The organism is Streptomyces sp. NPDC047061 (assembly GCF_040643955.1).
GTDB lineage: Bacteria > Actinomycetota > Actinomycetes > Streptomycetales > Streptomycetaceae > Streptomyces.
This window is the reverse complement of sequence record NZ_JBEYVI010000004.1, coordinates 128042-146800: the sequence shown is the minus strand read 5'-3', so window position 1 is coordinate 146800 and position 18759 is coordinate 128042. Positions and strand designations below refer to the sequence as shown.

Here is an 18759-nt window from a genome sequence, read left to right as displayed (position 1 = left end):
GCGCTGCCTGCCGGACACCGCTGTCCCCCGACTGGAGCGGGCGTGTGCATGGCCGATCCCTGCCGGGCTCCGACTGCCCGTGCGGTCGGAGTGGGAAAGCATCGGGCATGCGATCATCCGACTGGCACCTGACCCACGACGTCGACGGGTTCCTCGCCCAGGCCGGGGACTTCCTGCGCTCCCGTCCCGGGATGCATGTCATGCAGCTGACGTGGGCCGAGAGGGTGCGGTTGCGTGGTGTGGAGGCCTTCGGTACCGGAGCCCCTGTCTTCGGCGTGCTGGAGGAGGCGGGCGAGGTCCGCGGCACCTTCTACCGTCTCCCGCCCCGCGGTTTCGGCCTCTCCCCGCTCACGTCCGAGCAGGCCGACTCCCTCGCCGCCTGCCTGGCCGCCCGCGGCGACTCGGTTCCCACTGTCAGCGCGGACCACGGCACGGCGACCGCGTTCGCCGAGGCCTGGCAGCGGCGCACCGGCGCCACGCCGAGACTCCGCGACACGCGGCTGTGCCTCTACCGCCTCGGCACGCTCATTCCACCTGACCCGCTGCCGGCCGGCCGGGGCCGGGTCCTGGGCGCGCGGGACCTCGATCAGGCCATGTACTGGTGCGGCGAGTTCGCCAAGGCCGTCGGAGAGGACGTCGTCATCGACGCCGGCACCTGGGCCGGCACGCGCTACGCCGACAAGGGCTACACGCTCTGGGAGACCCCGGGCGGCACGCCCGTCTCCGTGGCGGGCCTGAACCCGTTGATCGGCGGCCAGATCCAGGTGGACGTCGTCTACACCCCCGGCCACCTGCGCGGCCGCGGCTACGCGGGTGCCGTGACGGCCGAGGTCAGCCGGGCCGCACTGGCTGCGGGGGCGAAGGACGTCGTCCTCTTCGCGGACCTGGCCAACCCCACCGGCAACGCCCTCTACCAGCGCCTCGGGTACGAGCGGCTCGCCGACTGGGGTGTGTACGACTTCTCGGCGGTCGCGCCGGCAACCTCTTGAGAACGCTCCGGGTCAGCCGTTGCGCCAGTCGTTGATCCGCTTCTCCCACTGCCTGTCGTCTGTCGTCTCCATGATCTCGCGGCGGTTGATGAGCAGGTAGATCTCGCCCAGGGACGGGGAGGCGGTGCTGAGGACGAGGGGTTTTCCGGCGTTGAGGAGGCCGCCGAGGAAGCGGCCGTAGAGGTCGGTGAAGCGGGTCTCGGCCGCGGTGATGTCCGTGCGGGTGAGGACGAGAGGGCCGGTGTCCGACCAGTCCGTGAGGACGAGTTCGTCGGGGTGCAGCACGATCCGCCCGCGGCGCTGGAAGAGGGCCTTCTGGCTGACCAGGGCCGCGGCCCTGTCGGCGCTCTGCTTGCGGCCGAGTTCGTGGGCGGTGGCCGCGATGTAGTCGGCCTCGCAGAGAGGGGTGCTGCCTTCGGTGTTCGTGTTCATGGTGGTCATGGGTTTCTCCGATGGTGGGGTCAGGACACGGTCAGGGAGATGTGCTGGTGCAGGCGGTCCGAGGCGCTGCCGATGCCGAGGGTGAACGTCCCCGGTTCGACGACGGTGCGCAGCCGCTCGTCGACGAGGGTGAGGTCCCGGGCGGCCACCACGGGGAATGACACGGTGACTCGTTCTCCTGCCTCCACATGCCTCTTGGCCACGCCCCGCAGCCGGATGCGCGGCAGGGAGACGCTCGCCCGGTCGTCGGTGACGTACAGCTGCACGACCTCGGTACCGGCCCGCTCGCCCGTGTTCGTGATGTCGACGTGCAGGTGGGTCCGGCCGTCCCGGGTGATGTGCGTGTCGTCCAGCCGGATGCCGCTGTACCGGAAGGTCGTGTAGCCGCGGCCCGATCCGAACGCGTGCAGGGGTGTGGAGGGCATGTCGATGTAGGCGTCCGCGTCGGCGCGGGCGTGCTTCTGGTCGTAGGTCAGGGGCAACTGGCCGACGTCGCGGGGGAAGGTGACGGGGAGGCGGCCGGTCGGCTCGGAACGGCCGAACAGCGTCTCCGCCACCGCCCGGCCGACCGCCTCGCCGGGCAGCCAGGCGACCAGCAGCGCGGGCAGGTGCTCCGTGGCCCACGGCAGGGCCAGCGCGCGGCCGGTGACCACCACGGCGACGGTCGGCGTGCCGGTGGCGTGCACCTCTTCGAGCAACTGCTGCTGTACGCCGGTCAGGGCGAGGGACGCGGTGTCCTTGAGCTCGCCGTCGGTGCGGTCCGGTGAGAAGTAGCCACCGCCGGTCTGCTCGCCCACGACGACCACGGCGACGTCCGCGTTCCGGGCGGCCTCGCGTGCCGCGGCGAAGCCGGAGGTGTCCGTTCCGGTGACGGCGCAGCCGCGTTCGTACCGCACCCGGACCCGGTCGCCGAGCAGGCGGGTCAGCGCCTCGCGGATCGAGGGGGTCTCGTGCAGCGAAGGGTAGGCGTTGTACTCGCCGAGGAGATTGAGCTCGTCGTCGGCATTGGGGCCGATCAGCGCCACCGTACGGATCCGGTCGGCGGCCAGCGGCAGCAGCTCGTCCTCGTTCTTCAGCAGCACCATCGACTCACGTGCCGCGCGCAGCGCCAGGGCCCGGTGCGGTGCGCAGTTGACGACCCGTTCCGCCCGGGCGGCGTCGACGTACGGGTTCTCGAACAGGCCGAGGCGTTCCTTCAGGGCCAGGACGCGTCGCACCGCCCGGTCGACCAGGGCCTCGTCGATCCCTCCCTTCCTTACGGCCGCGGCCAGCTGGTCGAGGTAGATCTCGTCCCAGGCCAGGCTCACGTCGACCCCGGCACGCAGTCCCAGCCCCGCCGCCTCCTGCGCCGTGGCCGCCACGTGTTCGTCGATCAGGCCGCGCAGGTCGTTGCCGATCACCACGCCGTCGAAGCGCAGTTCGTCCCGCAGGAGGTCGGTGAGGTACTTGCGCGAGCCGTGGACGACCAGTCCGTCGATGGTCTGCTCGCTCGCCTCGGTCATCAGGGCGCCGGCCTCGGTGAGGCCCACCCGCCACGGCTCCAGGTAGGTCTGGCGGAAGGCGCGCTCACCGATCTCGATGGAACTGGTCTCCAGGCCGCCGACGTCGGGGGACTCCATGGGGAAGGTGACCAGGGACGTGACCACGGACTCGTCGGACGTGAGGCCGCCGCCGGCGCCCTGCATGGCCGGCACCAGCGCACCGACGAAGACGGCCGTCAGGTACGGGTCCTCGCTGAACGCCCAGATCCCCCGGCCGTAGCGCGGGTCGCGGTTCAGCTCCGCGGTGATGGTGCTCAGCGCGTGGATCCCCACCGCGCGGGCCTCCCGGGCCACCGCCGCGTAGACCTGGCCGATCAGTTCCGGGGCGAAGGTCGCGCCGAGCGCCGGCCCCTCGGGGAAGATCGTCGAACCGGGGCCCACGGAACCGTGCGTGCCCTCGCTGATCTCCAGCAGCGGAATGCCGAGCCGGGTGTCACGGGCGAGCCGCTGCAGCCGGTTGTGCTGCTCGGCCTGCTCGCGTGGCGTGAGCACGTGCGGTACCTCGACGGAACCGGACAGGGTCTGGTTGACCAGACCGAAGAAACCGCCGCCCGGGCCCAGCCGGAGTTGCCCGGCGCCCGTGCCGACCACGGTCCGGCCGCGCACGTACGCCTCCCGGTTCGCCGCCGTGCCGGTCGGATCCGTGGAGTCGCCGAGCAGTTCCTGCGGGAGGCAGACCGGGATGTTCAGCTGGGCGATCTTGTCGGCCAAGGTCATGCGGGCCAGCAGGGCTTCGACGCGTCGGGAGGCCGAGCCACCCGCCGGTCGGTCCGACGACGGCCGCGCACCCGCGGTCGTAGTCGCGCCCGCGCTCGCCCCGGCTGTCACCGCGGCGGCGGCAGCGGCGGCGGCGCCCACCAGCGCCCGCCGGGAAATCTTCGCCTGATCCATACCGCCAGCATGGCGAGCGCACCCCGCCCGGATCAGCTCCCGAAAGTCTGCCTTCGCGCATCTTTCGTCGCTGCCTCGGCCTCCCGAAGGCTTCCCGAAAGCCGCCCGAAGTCGCACCGGGAGCGGGCCCCGGCAGTGCGCCCTCAGAGCTCGTGGTCCTGCGCCAGCACCTCCCAGGCCACCTCCCGCAGCCCCCGGTCCGCGTCGTGGACCGACGGCGGCTGGGGTGTGGCCTGGAACCAGACGATCGTGAGGGCCGAGCAGTGCAGGACCGGGTCGTTGTCCGGGTTGACCGGTGTGGATTCGAACAGGCCTGTGCAGGCGACCGGCGGGAGGATCTCCACCGGGCCGAAGTGGCCGACGCGGCCGTCGCGGCCGTCGTCCGGGTGTTCGCGCGGCGGCGGGACCAGGTGGGCCGGGGTGCGGGGGTCCGCGGCCGCGGCCGTGGACAACAAGCCCTTCAGGAGGCGGTCGTTGAGGGCCTGGTGCGGATAGCCCTCCAGCAGCCCCCCGTACGTCGAGAAGAGCCGAAGGTGCGTGAGTTCGATCGAGCGGCCGGAGGTGAGGACGACGTGGGTGAGGGGCATGAGCGGCAGGTTAGGGGGTCGGACGGCTGCGGGCGTTCGAATTTCAGGGGCGGCGGCCGGTCATGCGGGCCGCCGACGCGATCGTCGCGCGGGCCTCCTGTTCCGTCAGGCCCGTGTGGACCGCCGCGTCGATCAGCGGGGCCCGCAGGGCTCGGCCGATGCCGTTCTCGTAGGCGCGGCAGGCCGCCCAGAAGAGGCGGGTGTTGCGCTGGCCCTCGTGGGCGGAGAGGACGAACTGGACCAGGCCCTGGCCGCGGTCGCCGACCGAGGGGTGGGTCGAGGGGTGCGGTGGGCGTGGCGGCGGGAGCAGGAGGCGCAGGAGGGACGGCGGGCAGGGCGCGGGGACCAGGTGCTCGGTGCCGGGGGCGGTGGCGTAGACGCCGTGGTCGGTACGGGAGCCGGGGCCGACCAGGTAGCCGCCGGCGCCCCGGATGTCGATGCCGGGGGCCAGGCGGCTCGCCGAGTTGGGGATCACGACGTCCGGCGGGCCGGTCAGCCAGAGGTGGCGGCCGCCGCTCGGGGTGAGGACGACGACCGTCGGAGGGAGGGTGAACAGGTGCCGCAGGGCCAGTTCGCGCAGGGCGGAGGTGGCGTCGGTACCCGACTTCACGTCGAGGTCGATGCCGATCAGGCGGTGCGGGGGCAGCCCGCAGGCGATGCCGTAGCCGGTCGCCCAGGGTGCCGCGGCGAACAGTTCGCGGATGCGGGCCGGGTCGGTGGTGGCGTCGTACACCCCGTGGCCGGGGCGGCCGCACTCGCCGTGGCAGGGCGGCAGGGCGGGGTCGGGGTCGTGGCGGTGCGGGGAGCGCAGGGCGGGGAGCTTCGTGCGGGACAGGGGGATGACGGCCAGGCCGCGCTCGGCGGCTGACAGGGCGTGTGCGAGGGCCAGCGTCGTGGCCTGCCGATCGGTGGTGGCCATGACTCCATGTTCGTACGTGCGTTCGAAAAAGGGAAGAGGGTTCCGGTGTGACACGCCGAGGGTGGTGACTTTGTCGCGGGCCGGGGCCGGAACGGTTTTTCCCTTGGGGGGACCGATGGGGGTGGATGTCATGAGTGGTCATGATCGGGGTGGGAGTCGACCAAAGATGGCGAAAATGGTTTATCGACTTGTCATCACGCTTGAGGGCGAATAACGGCTTCCGGGGTGGTTCGCCGGGGATTCGGTGGGCAACTCTGGTCTCGCGACGTCGATGACAACCACCGAGGCGGTCGGCCAACTGCCCCGGAAAAAGCATTACTTGACGTACTTCCGGCACAGCCGGGCTCTGAGAGGAAAAAACATGGCAAGCATCCGTACCGCCCGCGTTCTCGCCGCCGTCTCCGCCCTTCCGCTCGCCGCCGCCCTCTTCGCCGGTGTCGCGACGGCGGACAACGGTGCGATCGCGGACAACGGATCGAGCGCCAACGCTGGCGTGGCGGGCATCGTCGGCAGCGGGGTCGGCCACGACAACAACGGCAACTCCTCGACCACCCAGCAGAACGCGGTGGGCAACGGTGCCTCGAACCAGAGCAACACCGCTCAGGTCAAGGGCTCCGCGTGGACCGCGATCCAGCAGGGCAACGACAACGTTGCCGTCCACTTCACCCAGCTGTGGTGAGCCCCGGCTGAGCCCTGGTGGGGGTGTGGTCCGTGGGGATGGGCAGTGCGTCCGCGCGGCGGTGCTTCGGCACCGCCGCGCAGGCGTTTTCCGGCCCGGTCCGCCCGACGCCCCACCGCTTGCTGCCGCCCCGTTCGACCTTGACAGTGGACGGTATCTGACGGACAGTCAGAAACCATGCATCTGGCTCCCACCGAACGCCAGCAGCGGCTGCGTGCCGAACTCCGCGCCTACTTCCGGGCCTTGATCCCGTCCGTCGCCCCCGAGGATCCCGCCGAGCGCCGTGCCCTGCTGCGCCGCATCGGCGCGGACGGCCTGCTCGGCCTCGGCTGGCCCGTCGAGTACGGCGGCCAGGGCCGGGGCGCGGACGAGCAGTTCGTGTTCTTCGACGAGGCGTACCGGGCTGGCGCCCCCGTCTCGATGGTCACCCTGAACACGGTCGGGCCGACGCTGATGAAGTACGGCAGCGAGGAGCAGAAGGCCCGCTTCCTGCCCGGCATCCTCCGCGGCGACCTCGTCTTCGCCATCGGCTACAGCGAACCCTCCGCCGGCACCGACCTGGCCGCGCTGCGCACCCGGGCGGTACGGGACGGCGACGGCTGGCGGATCGACGGGCAGAAGATCTTCACCTCGGGCGCCCAGCACGCCGACTGGATCTGGCTGGCCTGCCGCACCGATCCCGAGGCGCCCAGACACCGCGGCATCTCGATCCTCCTGGTCCCCACCGGCGACCCCGGGTTCTCCTGGACCCCGATCGAGACGGTGGGCGGCCAGATCACGACGGCGACGTACTACGACGGCGTCCAGGTCCCCGCCGGGAACCTGGTCGGCACCGAGCACGACGGCTGGTCGCTCATCACCAACCAGCTCAACCACGAGCGGGTCGCCCTCGCCGCGACCGGCATGCAGGCCGAGGACTTCTATGCGGCCGCGCTCACCGCCGCCCGCACCCCCGATCCGGTGACCGGGCGGCGCCGTGTTGACGAGCCGTGGATTCGTTTCCGGCTGGCCGAGGCGCATGCCCGGCTGGCGGCGAACCGCCTGCTCAGCTGGCGTCTGGTGGGGGATGCGGGGGCGGGCCGGGTGGCCCCCGCGGAGGCCAGCGGCGTGAAGTTCGCGGGAACGGAATCGGCAGTCGCGACGTATCGCATGTGTCAGGAGATCGTCGGCGAGGCGGCATTGGTCCGGTCCGGTTCGCCGGGGGCGTTCGGGAACGGCGAGCTGGAGCGGCTCAACAGGGCGGCGCAGATCAACACGTTCGGGGGCGGGGTGAGCGAGGTGCAGCGGGAGATCGTCGCGACGATGCGGCTCGGGATGCGGAGGACGGGGAGGGGTGGCGACCGTGGCAGTGGCAGGGGGGAGTGACGAGCGGGGGGTGCGGCCTCCGGCGGACGATCTCGGCGCACGGCTCAAGGTGTACGAGGGACAGCCCGCGGCCCGCGCCGGCACCGGCAAGGACCCGGTCAACCTGCCCATGATCCGGCACTGGTGCGAGGCGCTGGGCGACACCTCCCCGGCGTACGAGGGGCCGGACGCCGTCGCCCCGCCCACCATGCTCCAGGCCTGGACGATGGGCGGCCTCTCCGGCCACACGGCCCGCACGGGCGCGTACGACGAGATGCTCACCCTCCTCGACGACGCGGGCTGCACCTCGATCGTGGCCACCGACTGCGAGCAGGAGTACCTGAGGCCTCTGCGGCCGGGCGACGAGGTCGCCTTCGACACGGTGATCGAGTCGGTGTCCGACCGGAAGACCACCAAGCTGGGCACGGGGTACTTCGTCACCACCCGCACGGACGTCCGCGTGGGCCGCGAGCTCGTCGGCACGCACCGCTTCCGCGTCCTCAAGTACGCCCCGAGCGGCCGGAAACGCAAGCCGCCGCCGCGCCCCCGCCCGGTCGTCAACCGGGACAACGCCGGCTTCTGGGAGGGGGTGGCCGAGGAGCGCCTCCTCGTCCAGCGGTGCGCCGACTGCGGCACCCTGCGCCACCCCTGGCTGCCCGGGTGCAACGCCTGCGGCTCCCCCGACTGGGACACGGTCGAGTCCTCCGGCGAGGGCACGGTCTACTCCTACGTCGTGATGCACCACCCGCCCTTCCCGGCCTTCGCCCCGCCCTACGCGGTCGGTCTGGTCGAACTCGCCGAGGGCGTGCGGATGGTGAGCAACGTGGTGGGGGTGCCGTACGACAAGGTGCGGATCGGGCTGCCGGTGCGGGTGGAGTTCCGCCGGTACGACGACGAGGACGGGGCATTGACCCTGCCCGTCTTCCGGGTCCTCGACGGGGAGGTCTGACATGGACTTCACGCCCACCGAGGCGCAGGCCGAGGCCCGTGACCTGGCCGCCAGGATCTTCGCCGACCTGGCCGCCCACGAGCGGCTGCGGGCCGCCGGCACCGGCAGCGACCCGGAGCTGTGGAAGGCGCTGTGCGGGGCGGGACTGGTGGCCGCGGTGGAGGAGGTGGGCCTGCTGGGGCTGGTGCTCCTCCTGGAGGAACAGGGCCGCACCACGGCCCAGGTGCCCTACGCGGCGAGCTGTGTCTACGGGCTGCTGGCGGTCACCGCCCACGGCACCGACGAGCAGCGCCGGCGCCTGCTGCCGGGCATCGCGGCCGGCTCGACGGTGGTGACCGGGGCGTTTCCGGCGCAGCCGGGGGTAGGGCTCGCTGCTCGGCCAGGGGTACGGCTCTCTGCTCGGCCGGGGTCACGGTCCTCCCCGCGTCCGGTGCTGAGCGGCACCGTCCCCGTCGTCCCGTGGCTGCGTGACGCCACTCATGTCCTGGTCGCCGACGCCGGCCGGCGGCTGTGGCTGGTGGATCTGGCGGCGGGCACCGGCGTCGAGGAGATCGAGCTGACCGCACCCTGGTCGGCGGGGCGGCTCACGCTCGACGAGACCCCCGCCGAGCCCCTCGGCGACAGCCTTGCCCCCGACGGCCCCGGCGGCGACAGCCTTGCCCCCGACGGCCCTGCCCCCGACGGCCCTGCCCCCGACAGCCCCGGCGGCGCTTACGCCGACGTCCTGGCCACCGCCCGCACCGCCTTCGCCGGCCTCCAGGCGGGCGTCTGCGCGGGCTCCCTGGCCCGGGCCGTGGCCCACACCAACAGCCGTGAGCAGTTCGGGCGCCCCCTCGCCACCCGGCAGGGCGTCCAGCTCCGCGCCGCCGACGCCCACATGGACACCGAGGCGATACGGGTGACGGCGTACGAGGCGGCCTGGCGGCGGGACGCAGGGCTGCCGTACGCCACGCACGCGCTGACCGCGGCCTGGTGGGCGTCCGAGGCCGGGCAGCGGGTGGTGCACACGGGCCAGCATCTGCACGGCGGCGCGGGCGCCGACGTCGACCACCCCGTGCACCGGCACTTCCTGTGGGGTCGGCAACTGGACGCGTATCTGGGCAGCGGGGGCGAAGTGCTTCAGGAACTGGGGGAGTTGATAGCGCATGGGGACTGAGACGGGGACTGGGACGACACGGCCGGCCGTGGGCACCGCCCTGCCGCCGCTGGAGATCCCGATCACGCGGACGCTGATCGTGGCCGGGGCGATCGCGTCCCGGGACTACCAGGACGTGCACCACGACGCCGAACTGGCCCGCCAGAAGGGCTCCCCGGACATCTTCATGAACATCCTGACGACGAACGGCCTGGTCGGCCGGTACATCACCGACCACTTCGGCCCGCCGGCCGTGCTCCGCAAGGTCGTCATCCGGCTCGGCGCGCCCAACTACCCGGGCGACACGATGGTGCTGACCGGCCGGATCGAGGAACTGGACGACGAGGCGGGGACGGCGACGGTGCGGGTGGTCGGCGCCAACAGCATCGGCAACCACGTGACCGGCACGGTGACCGTCGCCCTCACCGGACGCACCGTGGACAGGGTGACCGTCACCGTTCCCGACGAGGAGGACACATGAGCGTGCGGGGCCGGGACTCGCTCGGCGGGCGGGCGGCGGTCGTCGGCATCGGTGCGACCGAGTTCTCCAAGGACTCGGGGCGCAGCGAACTGCGGCTGGCGGCGGAGTCGGTACGGGCCGCGCTGGACGACGCGGGGCTGACCCCGGCCGACGTGGACGGGATGGTGACGTTCACGATGGACACCAGCCCGGAGATCACCGTGGCCCAGGCGTGCGGGATCGGCGAGCTGTCCTTCTTCTCCCGCGTCCACTACGGCGGCGGCGCGGCCTGTGCGACCGTCCAGCAGGCGGCCCTCGCCGTGGCCGCCGGGGTCGCGGAGGTGGTGGTCTGCTACCGCGCCTTCAACGAGAGGTCGGGCCGCCGCTTCGGCTCGGGCGTGCAGCACCGGGAGCCGTCGGCGGAGGGGGCGGCTCTGGGCTGGGCGCTGCCGTTCGGGCTGCTCACCCCGGCGTCCTGGGTGGCGATGGCGGCACAGCGCTACCTGCACACGTACGGACTGACCCCGGAGGCGTTCGGGCACGTGGCGGTGGTGGACCGCAAGTACGCCGCGACCAACCCGGCCGCCTACTTCCACGGCCGCCCCATCACCCTCGCGGACCACGCGGCCTCCCGCTGGATCGTCGAGCCGCTCCGTCTCCTGGACTGCTGCCAGGAGACGGACGGTGGCCAGGCCCTCGTCGTCACGTCGGTGGAGCGGGCGCGCGATCTGCCGCATCCGCCGGCCGTGATCGCGGCGGCCGCGCAGGGGGCCGGCCGGGCCCAGGAGCAGATGACCAGTTTCTACCGGGACGACCTGACCGGGCTGCCGGAGATGGGCGTGGTGGCCCGGCAGCTGTGGCGCACCAGCGGACTCGCCCCGGCCGACATCGACGTGGGGATCCTGTACGACCACTTCACCCCGTTCGTGCTGATGCAGCTGGAGGAGTTCGGGTTCTGCGGGCGGGGGGAGGCGGCGGACTTCGTGGCCGAGGAGCGGCTGCCGCTGAACACGCACGGGGGCCAGCTCGGGGAGGCGTACCTGCACGGGATGAACGGGGTGGCGGAGGGGGTGCGCCAGCTGCGCGGCACGGCCGTGAACCCGATACCGGGGGCGGACCGGGTCCTGGTGACGGCGGGCACGGGCGTACCGACGTCCGGGCTGGTCCTGACCTCGGACGAGTGAGCTCCCCTGACCTCGGCGAGTGAGCGCTCCTGACCTCGGACGACTGAGCGGCCACCACGGGCCGGACGCCTCGGCCGGGTGGTGCCGAGGCCCTCGCCGGCCTCCCCCTCAGGGGTAAACCCGCAGGAGTTCCGCACCCGTACTCCACCTTCAGGAGGTGTAGGCAGCCCCACCCCTACAACCTGAGGGGGACTGTCCTTCGGGACCTGCGGCCGATCCGCCGCGACACCGCTCGCTCATAGCGTGGAGCCATGACCACACCCGTCTGCACCAGCGTTTCGGACGCCGCTGTCTCGCCGAGGCAGACCCGCCCGCACGCCCGCCCGTACCCGTCGTTCGCGTCGTACGTGAGGGCCCGCCAGCCGGTCCTGCTGCGCACCGCCCGGTCGCTGACCGCGAACCCGAGCGATGCCGAGGACCTCCTCCAGACCGCGCTGGCCAAGACGTACGCGGCCTGGGAGCGGATCGAGGACCACCGGGCGCTCGACGGCTATGTGCGCCGGGCCCTGCTCAACACGCGTACCTCGCAGTGGCGCAAGCGCCGGGTCGACGAGTTCGTCTGCGACGAGATGCCCGAGCCCGAGCCGGTGCCCGGCGAGGACGACCCGGCCGAACGGCAGGCGCTGCACGACGCGATGTGGCGGGCGATCATGAAACTCCCGGCGCGGCAGCGGGCGATGGTCGTGCTGCGTTACTACGAGGACCTGAGCGAGGTGCAGACGGCCGAGGTGCTCGGGGTGTCGGTGGGCACGGTGAAGTCGGCCGTGTCGCGTGCGCTCGGCAAGCTGCGCGAGGACCCCGAGCTGGACCTCGCCCGATGACCGGCGCGGCGTCGGGAGGCTTCCGAGCGGCCGGACGGGCTTTGTTGGCTTTCTCCTAGTGACATACCAACCGGTATGTGCGCAGAATCAGCGCAGCCCCTTTACCGCCGAGTAGGGCAATGTCGCCCCCGGGAGGACGCCGTGCTGAGCACCATGCAGGACGTACCGCTGCTGATCTCGAGGATCCTGACCCACGGGTCGAGGGTTCACGGCGCATCACAGGTGATCACCTGGACCGGCGAGGGCGAGCCGCACCGCCGCAGTTTCGCCGAGATCGGTGACCGGGCCGCCCGGCTGGCGCACGCCCTGCGGGACGACCTCGGGGTCCGGGGCGACGACCGGGTGGCCACCTTGATGTGGAACAACTCGGAACACACCGAGGCGTATTTCGCGATTCCCTCCATGGGTGCGGTCCTGCACACGCTCAACCTGCGCCTGCCCGCCGAGCAGCTGGCCTGGATCGTCAACCACGCCGCCGACCGCGTCGTCATCGTCAACGGCTCGCTGATCCCGATGATCGCGCCGCTGCTGTCCAGGCTGCCGACCGTCGAGCACATCGTCGTCTCCGGGCCGGGCGACCGTTCGCCGCTCGCCGGCGCCGGCGCGCAGGTGCACGAGTACGAGGAACTGATCGCGGACAAGCCGACGACGTTCGACTGGCCGGAGCTCGACGAGCGTCAGGCCGCCGCGATGTGCTACACCTCCGGCACCACCGGCGACCCCAAGGGCGTGGTGTACAGCCACCGTTCGATCTACCTGCACTCCCTGCAGGTCAACATGGCGCAGTCGATGGGCCTGACCGACCAGGACACCTCGCTGGTCGTCGTACCGCAGTTCCACGTCAACGCCTGGGGCCTGCCGCACGCCACCTTCATGACCGGCGTCAACCTGCTGATGCCGGACCGTTTCCTCCAGCCCGGCCCGCTCGCCGAGATGATCGAGCGCGAGCGCCCCACGCACGCGGCCGCGGTCCCCACCATCTGGCAGGGCCTGCTCGGCGAGCTCCTCGCCCGCCCCCGGGACGTCTCCTCCCTCACCCAGGTCACCATCGGCGGCGCCGCCTGCCCGCCCTCCCTCATGACGGCCTTCGACAAGCTGGGCATGCGGGTCTGCCACGCCTGGGGCATGACCGAGACCTCCCCGCTCGGCACCATCGCCCGCCCGCCGGCCCATGTGGTGGGTACGGACGAGGAGTTCGCGTACCGCCTCACGCAGGGCCGCTTCCCCGCGTCCGTCGAGGCGCGGCTGAGCGGCCCCGGCGGCGAACGCCTCCCCTGGGACGGCGAGTCGGCGGGCGAGCTGGAGGTGCGCGGCCCCTGGATCGCGGGCGCCTACTACAACGGCCCCGATGCCGAACCCCTGCGCCCCGCCGACAAGTTCAGCGAGGACGGCTGGCTGAAGACGGGTGACGTCGGCACCATCTCCGCCGACGGCTTCCTCACCCTCACCGACCGCGCGAAGGACGTCATCAAGTCCGGCGGCGAGTGGATCTCCTCGGTCGAACTGGAGAACGCGCTGATGTCCCACCCGGACGTCGCCGAGGCCGCGGTCGTGGCCGTACCGGACGACAAGTGGGGCGAGCGCCCGCTGGCGACGGTCGTCCTCCGCGAGGGCGCCACGGCCACCTTCGAGGCCCTGCGCATCTTCCTCGCCGAGGAGGGCAAGATCGCCAAGTGGCAGCTGCCCGAGCGCTGGACGGTCATCGAGTCGGTGCCGAAGACGAGCGTGGGCAAGTTCGACAAGAAGGTGCTGCGCAGGAGGTACGCCGAGGGCGAGCTGGACGTCACCAGCCTCTGACGGCCGGCAGCCCTTGAGCGCCCCGCACTGAAGCGCCCCGAAAGGGGCGCGGGGAACTGCGCGACCAGCCACACTCAACCCGCGGCCAACGGACGGCAGTTCCCCGAACGGCGCTCTCTCAGTTCGTTCCGATCCGCGCCAGCAGATCCACGATCCGGCTCTGCACCTCCGCACTCGTCGACCGCTCCGCCAGGAACAGCACCGTCTCCCCAGACGCCAGCCGGGGCAGGTCCGCCTGGTCGACCGCCGCCGTGTAGACGACCAGCGGCGTCCGGTTCAGCTGCCCGTTCGCGCGCAGCCAGTCGATGATCCCGGCCTGGCGGCGGTGCACCTGCATCAGGTCCATCACCACCAGGTTCGGCCGCAGCTGCCCGGCCAGCGTCACCGCGTCCGCGTCGCTCGCCGCCCGCGCCACCTGCATTCCGCGCCGCTCCAGCGTCGAGGTCAGCGCGAGCGCGATCTCCGCGTGCTCCTCGATCAGCAGCACCCGCGGCGGATGCTGCTCGCTGTCCCGGGGCGCCAGCGCCTTCAGGAGCACGGCGGGATCGGCGCCGTACGCCGCCTCGCGCGTCGCCTGTCCCAGTCCGGCCGTCACCATCACCGGTACCTCGGCCGCCACCGCCGCCTGCCGCAGCGACTGCAGCGCGGTCCGGGTGATCGGCCCGGTCAGCGGGTCAACGAACAGCGCCGCCGGGAACGCGGCGATCTGCGCGTCGACCTCCTCGCGGGAGTTCACGATCACCGGCCGGTAGCCGCGGTCGCTGAGCTCCTGCTGGGTGGTGACGTCCGGCGCGGGCCACACCAGCAGCCGGCGCGGGTTGTCCAGCGGCTCCGGGGGCAGCTCGTCGTCCATCGGCTGCGGGCGCGGCGGGTCCGCGACCTCGATCGCCCCGCCAGGACCGTCCAGCGGCTCCGGGCCCTCGGCGGCGTTCACGTCCGGTGCGCCTATCGCGTACGACCGTCCGGCCCCGTCGGTGGCACCCACCAGCCGGGACTGCCCGGCCAGCGACGGCTGCGGCAGCGGCTGGGCGGCGACCGGCTGCTCGGCCGACGGATGCGGCCGGGCCGACTGCTCGGGCTGTGCCTGTGCCGGTGACTGCGGCTGCTCGGCACGGGTGCCCGGGTCCGGGGGCGTGCCCAGCTTGCGGCGCCGACCGTTGCTGCCCGGCTGGTGCGGGGGCGGGGTCGCCGTCGGCTGCTGCACCTGCGCGGCCTGCCGTGAGAACGGCACCCCCTGCCCCAGCGTCCGCACGCTGAACGCCCGGCCCTGCGTGGAGTCCGGGTCGATCGGTGCCGCTGCCTGTGCCGGAGTCGCCGCCGGCAGTGCCGTCGCCTCGGCGGGCAACGGCTGTGCGGCACGCGCCGGTTGGGCGGCGGCGGAGGCGTCGTCGGAGCCCGGCCACTGCTGCGGCGCGGGGGCCATCGGCGCGGCCTCCGCCGGGAGCGGCTGGGCGGGCGCCGGGGCGGCTTCGGTAGCCGGGGCGAGCTGCGGTTGTGGCTGCGGGGGCGCCTGGGCCGGTACCGCAGCGCCCGGCAGCGCCTGCGGAGCCGGGAGGGCGGGCCGGCCCTGGTCCGCGGACCCGGCCTGGACGGGGATGCCCTGAGGCTGCACCGGCTGTCCGGGAGCGCCCGCCTGCGCGGGCAGCGCCGGGAGGGCCTGCGCTGCCGGGACCGGCTGTGCTGCCTGTGCTGCTGCCTGCACGGCCGGTACTGCCGTGGCGTCCGGAGTGTTCTCCGCTCCCGGCTGGCCCACGGCCCGTCGGCGGCGGCCGGTCGGCGCGCTGGTGGGGTGCGGCTGCGGCGGGGTGTGGTCCTCGGCCTGGTCGTGCGCCACGGCATCGTGCCGGCCCTCGTCGCCCGCGGCCTCGATCGGCTCGGGGGCGCGGTCGGCCTCGGCGGGCGGCAGCGCGAAGACCGGGCGGGGGCCCGCCTGCTGCTGCTCGGCCCGCTCGGCCGCGGCGGCCAGTGCGCGGCGCCGGCGTCCGCCGGGCTGCCCCTCGTCGGCAACGGGCTCGGACGGGGCCGAGGGCAGCGCAGGGGGAAGCGCCTGGAGCTCGTCCGGCTCACGCCGGGCGCGCCGCCCCGAGGCAGGCACGGGCACGGGCACGCCCTGCGGCGGAACGGTGCCGCCCAGACCCGTACCCGAGGCGGCCGCTCCCGCGCCCTGCTCGGCCGCCGTCACCACGGCGCCCTCGGCGACCCCCGGGTCACCGTCGGCCGGGCGCCCACGCCGTCGTCCGGTACCGCCGGAGGCCGACTCCGCGCTCTCGATCGCGGCGGGCCCGCTCTCCGGGCCCTCCGCCTCGGCGGCGCGCCGGCGACGGCGCCCGGTCGGCGGGACCGGGGCCTCGCCCTCGCCGTCCGCCTCGCCGGGAACGTCACTCTCCAGGAAGGCGTCCACGGAGGACCGCCGGGCCCGCCGCCGGCCACCCGCACCGGCGTCGTCGGCGGCCGGGACCGTGGCCACCTCGGCACCCGTCACCGCGGTACCGGCCGGAGGCGTCACGGCCCCCGCGCCACCGCCGATAGGCACCTCCAGCACGAACGCGCTGCCGCTCATCCCCGGCACTTCATGGGTCTGCAGCACCCCGCCGTGGGCCCGGACGATCCCGCGCACGATCGGCTCGTGCACCGGGTCTCCCCCGGGGTACGGCCCGCGTACCTCGATGCGGACGACCTCGCCGCGCTGCGCCGCCGCGACCACCACGGTGTTGTCCATGTAGCCGCCCGCGGAGACGGGCGCGTTGCCGGTCGCGTCGACGCCGGCCACGTCCGCGATGAGATGCGCGAGCGCGACGGCGAGCCGCTGCGGGTCCACCTCGGCCTCGATGGGCGGCGCGTGCACGGCGAACTGCACCCGTCCGGGCCCGATCAGCTCCACCGCCCCGTCCACACCGGCGGCGACGACGGCGTCGAGCATGACCTTCGTACGGTTGATGTCCTCGGTCCCCGCGTCCAGCCGCTGATAGCCGAGCACGTTGTCGATGAGCTGGGTGATCCGCGAATAGCCGGCCGAAAGGTGATGAAGCACCTGGTTGGCCTCGGGCCACAGCTGCCCGGCGTCGTCGGCGGCGAGCGCGGCCAGTTCCCGGCGCAGCTCGTCGAGGGGGCCGCGCAGCGACTGCGCGAGCAGCGTCAGCAGCTGCTCGTGGCGTCCGGAGAGGGCCTCGTACCGGTCCTTCTCGCGCTCGCCGAGGGCCGCGTACCGGTCCTCGCCGGCCGCCAGCTCCTCGGCGTGCCGTTCGAGCAGCTCCTCGACCTCGGTGACGTGCTTCTGACGCAGCGCGGTCAGGTCGGAGGCGTGCTCCTCGGAGAGCCGCTCCAGCTCGTCGGTGTGCGCTTTCTCCTGGGCCGTCTTCTCGTCGACGACGGAGTCGTACGGCCGCCGGTCGGTGAACGTCATCACGGCGCCGACCAGCTGGTCGCCGTCGCGCACCGGCGCGGTCGTCAGGTCGACCGGCACCTTCCTGTCGCCCTTGGCCCACAGCACCTGGCCGCGCACCCGGTGCTTGCGCCCGGAGCGCAGGGTGTCGGCGAGCGGCGACTCGGCGTACGGGAAGGGGGAGCCGTCGGTGCGCGAGTGCAGCACGAGGTCGTGCAGTTCCTTGCCGCCGAGCTCACCGGCCCGGTACCCCAGTATCTGGGCGGCGGCCGGGTTGACGAGCACGATCCGACCGTCGGTGTCCGTCCCCACGACACCCTCGCTCGCCGCCCGCAGGATCATCTCGGTCTGCCGCTGCGAGCGGGCCAGCTCGGCCTCGGTGTCCACGGTGCCGGTCAGGTCGCGGACGACGAGCATCAGCAGCTCGTCGCCGCTGTAGCCGTAACCGTCGTACGCCTGCTGTCCGTTCTCCAGGTTGGCGCTGGTGACCTCGACCGGGAACTCGGTCCCGTCGGTACGCCGTGCGACCATCCGCGTCGGCTTGGTCCGCCCACGGGGATCCATGTGATCGGGTCGCCGCATGGAGCCCGGGATCAGCCGGGAGTCGAACTGCGGAAGCAGGTCGAGCAGCCCGCGCCCCACCAGCGCCGTCCCGGGCGCCTCGAAGGCCTCCAGGGCGATGGTGTTCGCGTTGACGACGGTGCCGTTGGCGTTGACCAGTACCAACGCATCCGGCAGCGCGTCCAGTATGGCTGCGAGGCGAGCAGCGCCTCGGGATGGCCTGCTGCTCACGAGACGCTTCCTCCCTGTTACCGCACCTTGCCGACCGCTCGGGCCATCTTGCCAACCGGCCCGCGGCGTGTCACGCGAGGGAGTCTAAAGGCACCGGTTGCGCTCGCGACGCCGGATGAGAGGGAGGTCGCACGACGAAGTGACGGCGAACATGTGACCGACACGCCTCACCTCCGCCATACCTTCGCGGGACATTTACGGAAGCGCGGCCGCCACCGTGCAATGGCTGTGCGACCTCTGTGAGCCGGGGCGGGCTCACCGACCGGGCGGGTTCACGGACCGAGGTCGGGCAGCAGGGGCACCATCCGGTCCCAGCGTCCGATCTCGCAGCCGTTGCTCCGGTCGTACGCGGCGTCGACCGGGCGGCCGGCCCAGAAACCGGTGACATGGGCGGTGGCCGGGCCGCCGTAGAGCATGGTGCAGGCGGTGCCCGGGGCGACCGGGGCGAAGGTGTCCCGGCCCCAGCGGGTGTTCCGGTCGAGCGCCCGGCAGGCCCCGTCCACGTCCGGGTGACTGCCGGCGCCGGGATGACAGGACAGCTCGTAGGTCCCGTCCCGCCCGTCCCCGGCGTGCCGCACGGTGACGGTGAGGTGGTCGGCGGTCACGGCGGCGGAGGCGGGCAGGGCGGCAACGGACCCGAGGACGGCGGCGACGGCCCCGAGGGCGCCCCGCGCGACGAAGTGAGACATGCCCTGCCCAACGCGCGGCCCGCCGGGATGTTGCGCGATGCGTCTGGACCGACGCCTCCGGCCCGACGCCTCCGGCCCGACGCCTCCGGCCCGACGCCTCCGGCCCGACGCCTCCGGCCCGACGCCTCCGGCCCGACGCCTCCGGCCCGACGCCTCCGG

15 protein-coding genes are annotated in these 18759 nt (G+C 73.1%); 9 read left to right on the top strand and 6 right to left on the bottom strand.

The window, feature by feature from the left end:
• Positions 1–107: 107 nt before the first annotated feature.
• Positions 108–989: a GNAT family N-acetyltransferase gene (locus tag ABZ887_RS09155; protein WP_361284991.1), complete on the top strand. Its 882-nt coding sequence runs from the start codon at positions 108–110 to the stop codon at positions 987–989.
• 12 nt (positions 990–1001) lie between these two features.
• Here ABZ887_RS09155 and ABZ887_RS09150 read toward each other — a convergent pair whose 3' ends face one another.
• The 4 genes from ABZ887_RS09150 to ABZ887_RS09135 all read right to left on the bottom strand — a co-directional run bounded on the left by ABZ887_RS09150 (position 1002) and on the right by ABZ887_RS09135 (position 5368).
• On the bottom strand, positions 1002–1430 hold the full coding sequence (locus ABZ887_RS09150) for a hypothetical protein (protein WP_361284988.1): 429 nt from the start codon (positions 1428–1430) through the stop codon (positions 1002–1004).
• Positions 1431–1450: 20 nt separating this feature from the next.
• Positions 1451–3862, bottom strand: a complete 2412-nt coding sequence (locus ABZ887_RS09145) for a glycoside hydrolase family 3 C-terminal domain-containing protein (protein ID WP_361284985.1) — start codon at positions 3860–3862, stop codon at positions 1451–1453.
• A gap of 143 nt (positions 3863–4005) precedes the next feature.
• Positions 4006–4449: a hypothetical protein gene (locus tag ABZ887_RS09140; protein ID WP_361284982.1), complete on the bottom strand. Its 444-nt coding sequence runs from the start codon at positions 4447–4449 to the stop codon at positions 4006–4008.
• A gap of 43 nt (positions 4450–4492) precedes the next feature.
• A complete protein-coding gene (locus tag ABZ887_RS09135) occupies positions 4493–5368 on the bottom strand; it encodes a bifunctional DNA primase/polymerase (protein WP_361284979.1) in 876 nt (291 codons plus the stop codon).
• Between the two features lie 361 nt (positions 5369–5729).
• Here ABZ887_RS09135 and ABZ887_RS09130 point away from each other — a divergent pair, with 361 nt between their 5' ends.
• The 8 genes from ABZ887_RS09130 (at position 5730) to ABZ887_RS09095 (ending at position 13737) form a co-directional block, all read left to right on the top strand.
• Positions 5730–6047, top strand: a complete 318-nt coding sequence (locus ABZ887_RS09130; RefSeq protein WP_361284976.1) for a hypothetical protein — start codon at positions 5730–5732, stop codon at positions 6045–6047.
• 177 nt (positions 6048–6224) lie between these two features.
• The gene (locus tag ABZ887_RS09125) at positions 6225–7412 is read left to right on the top strand and encodes an acyl-CoA dehydrogenase family protein (protein WP_361284973.1); all 1188 of its coding nucleotides are present in this window, start codon (positions 6225–6227) and stop codon (positions 7410–7412) included.
• Complete coding sequence (locus ABZ887_RS09120) at positions 7396–8340, top strand: bifunctional MaoC family dehydratase N-terminal/OB-fold nucleic acid binding domain-containing protein (protein ID WP_361285770.1); 945 nt, start codon at positions 7396–7398, stop codon at positions 8338–8340. The genes ABZ887_RS09125 and ABZ887_RS09120 overlap by 17 nt, the downstream gene beginning before the upstream one ends.
• Position 8341: 1 nt before the next feature.
• Positions 8342–9496 (top strand): acyl-CoA dehydrogenase family protein, encoded by a 1155-nt coding sequence (locus ABZ887_RS09115; RefSeq protein ID WP_361284970.1) that lies wholly within the window; start codon positions 8342–8344, stop codon positions 9494–9496.
• A complete protein-coding gene (locus ABZ887_RS09110) occupies positions 9486–9956 on the top strand; it encodes a MaoC family dehydratase (RefSeq protein WP_361284967.1) in 471 nt (156 codons plus the stop codon). The genes ABZ887_RS09115 and ABZ887_RS09110 overlap by 11 nt, the downstream gene beginning before the upstream one ends.
• Positions 9953–11119 carry a lipid-transfer protein gene (locus ABZ887_RS09105; RefSeq protein ID WP_361284964.1) on the top strand — a complete coding sequence of 389 codons (1167 nt, stop codon included), beginning with the start codon at positions 9953–9955 and terminating at the stop codon, positions 11117–11119. The genes ABZ887_RS09110 and ABZ887_RS09105 overlap by 4 nt, the downstream gene beginning before the upstream one ends.
• Positions 11120–11370: 251 nt before the next feature.
• Entirely contained in the window at positions 11371–11940 is a 570-nt protein-coding gene (locus tag ABZ887_RS09100; protein WP_361284960.1) for a SigE family RNA polymerase sigma factor, read from the top strand.
• A gap of 141 nt (positions 11941–12081) precedes the next feature.
• The gene (locus tag ABZ887_RS09095; RefSeq protein WP_361284957.1) at positions 12082–13737 is read left to right on the top strand and encodes a long-chain fatty acid--CoA ligase; all 1656 of its coding nucleotides are present in this window, start codon (positions 12082–12084) and stop codon (positions 13735–13737) included.
• Between the two features lie 118 nt (positions 13738–13855).
• Here the strand turns inward: ABZ887_RS09095 and ABZ887_RS09090 are convergent, their stop codons facing one another.
• Positions 13856–17911, bottom strand: a complete 4056-nt coding sequence (locus ABZ887_RS09090) for a PAS domain-containing protein (RefSeq protein ID WP_361284954.1) — start codon at positions 17909–17911, stop codon at positions 13856–13858.
• Positions 17912–18183: 272 nt separating this feature from the next.
• The gene (locus ABZ887_RS09085) at positions 18184–18600 is read right to left on the bottom strand and encodes an SSI family serine proteinase inhibitor (protein ID WP_361284951.1); all 417 of its coding nucleotides are present in this window, start codon (positions 18598–18600) and stop codon (positions 18184–18186) included.
• Positions 18601–18759 lie beyond the last annotated feature (159 nt).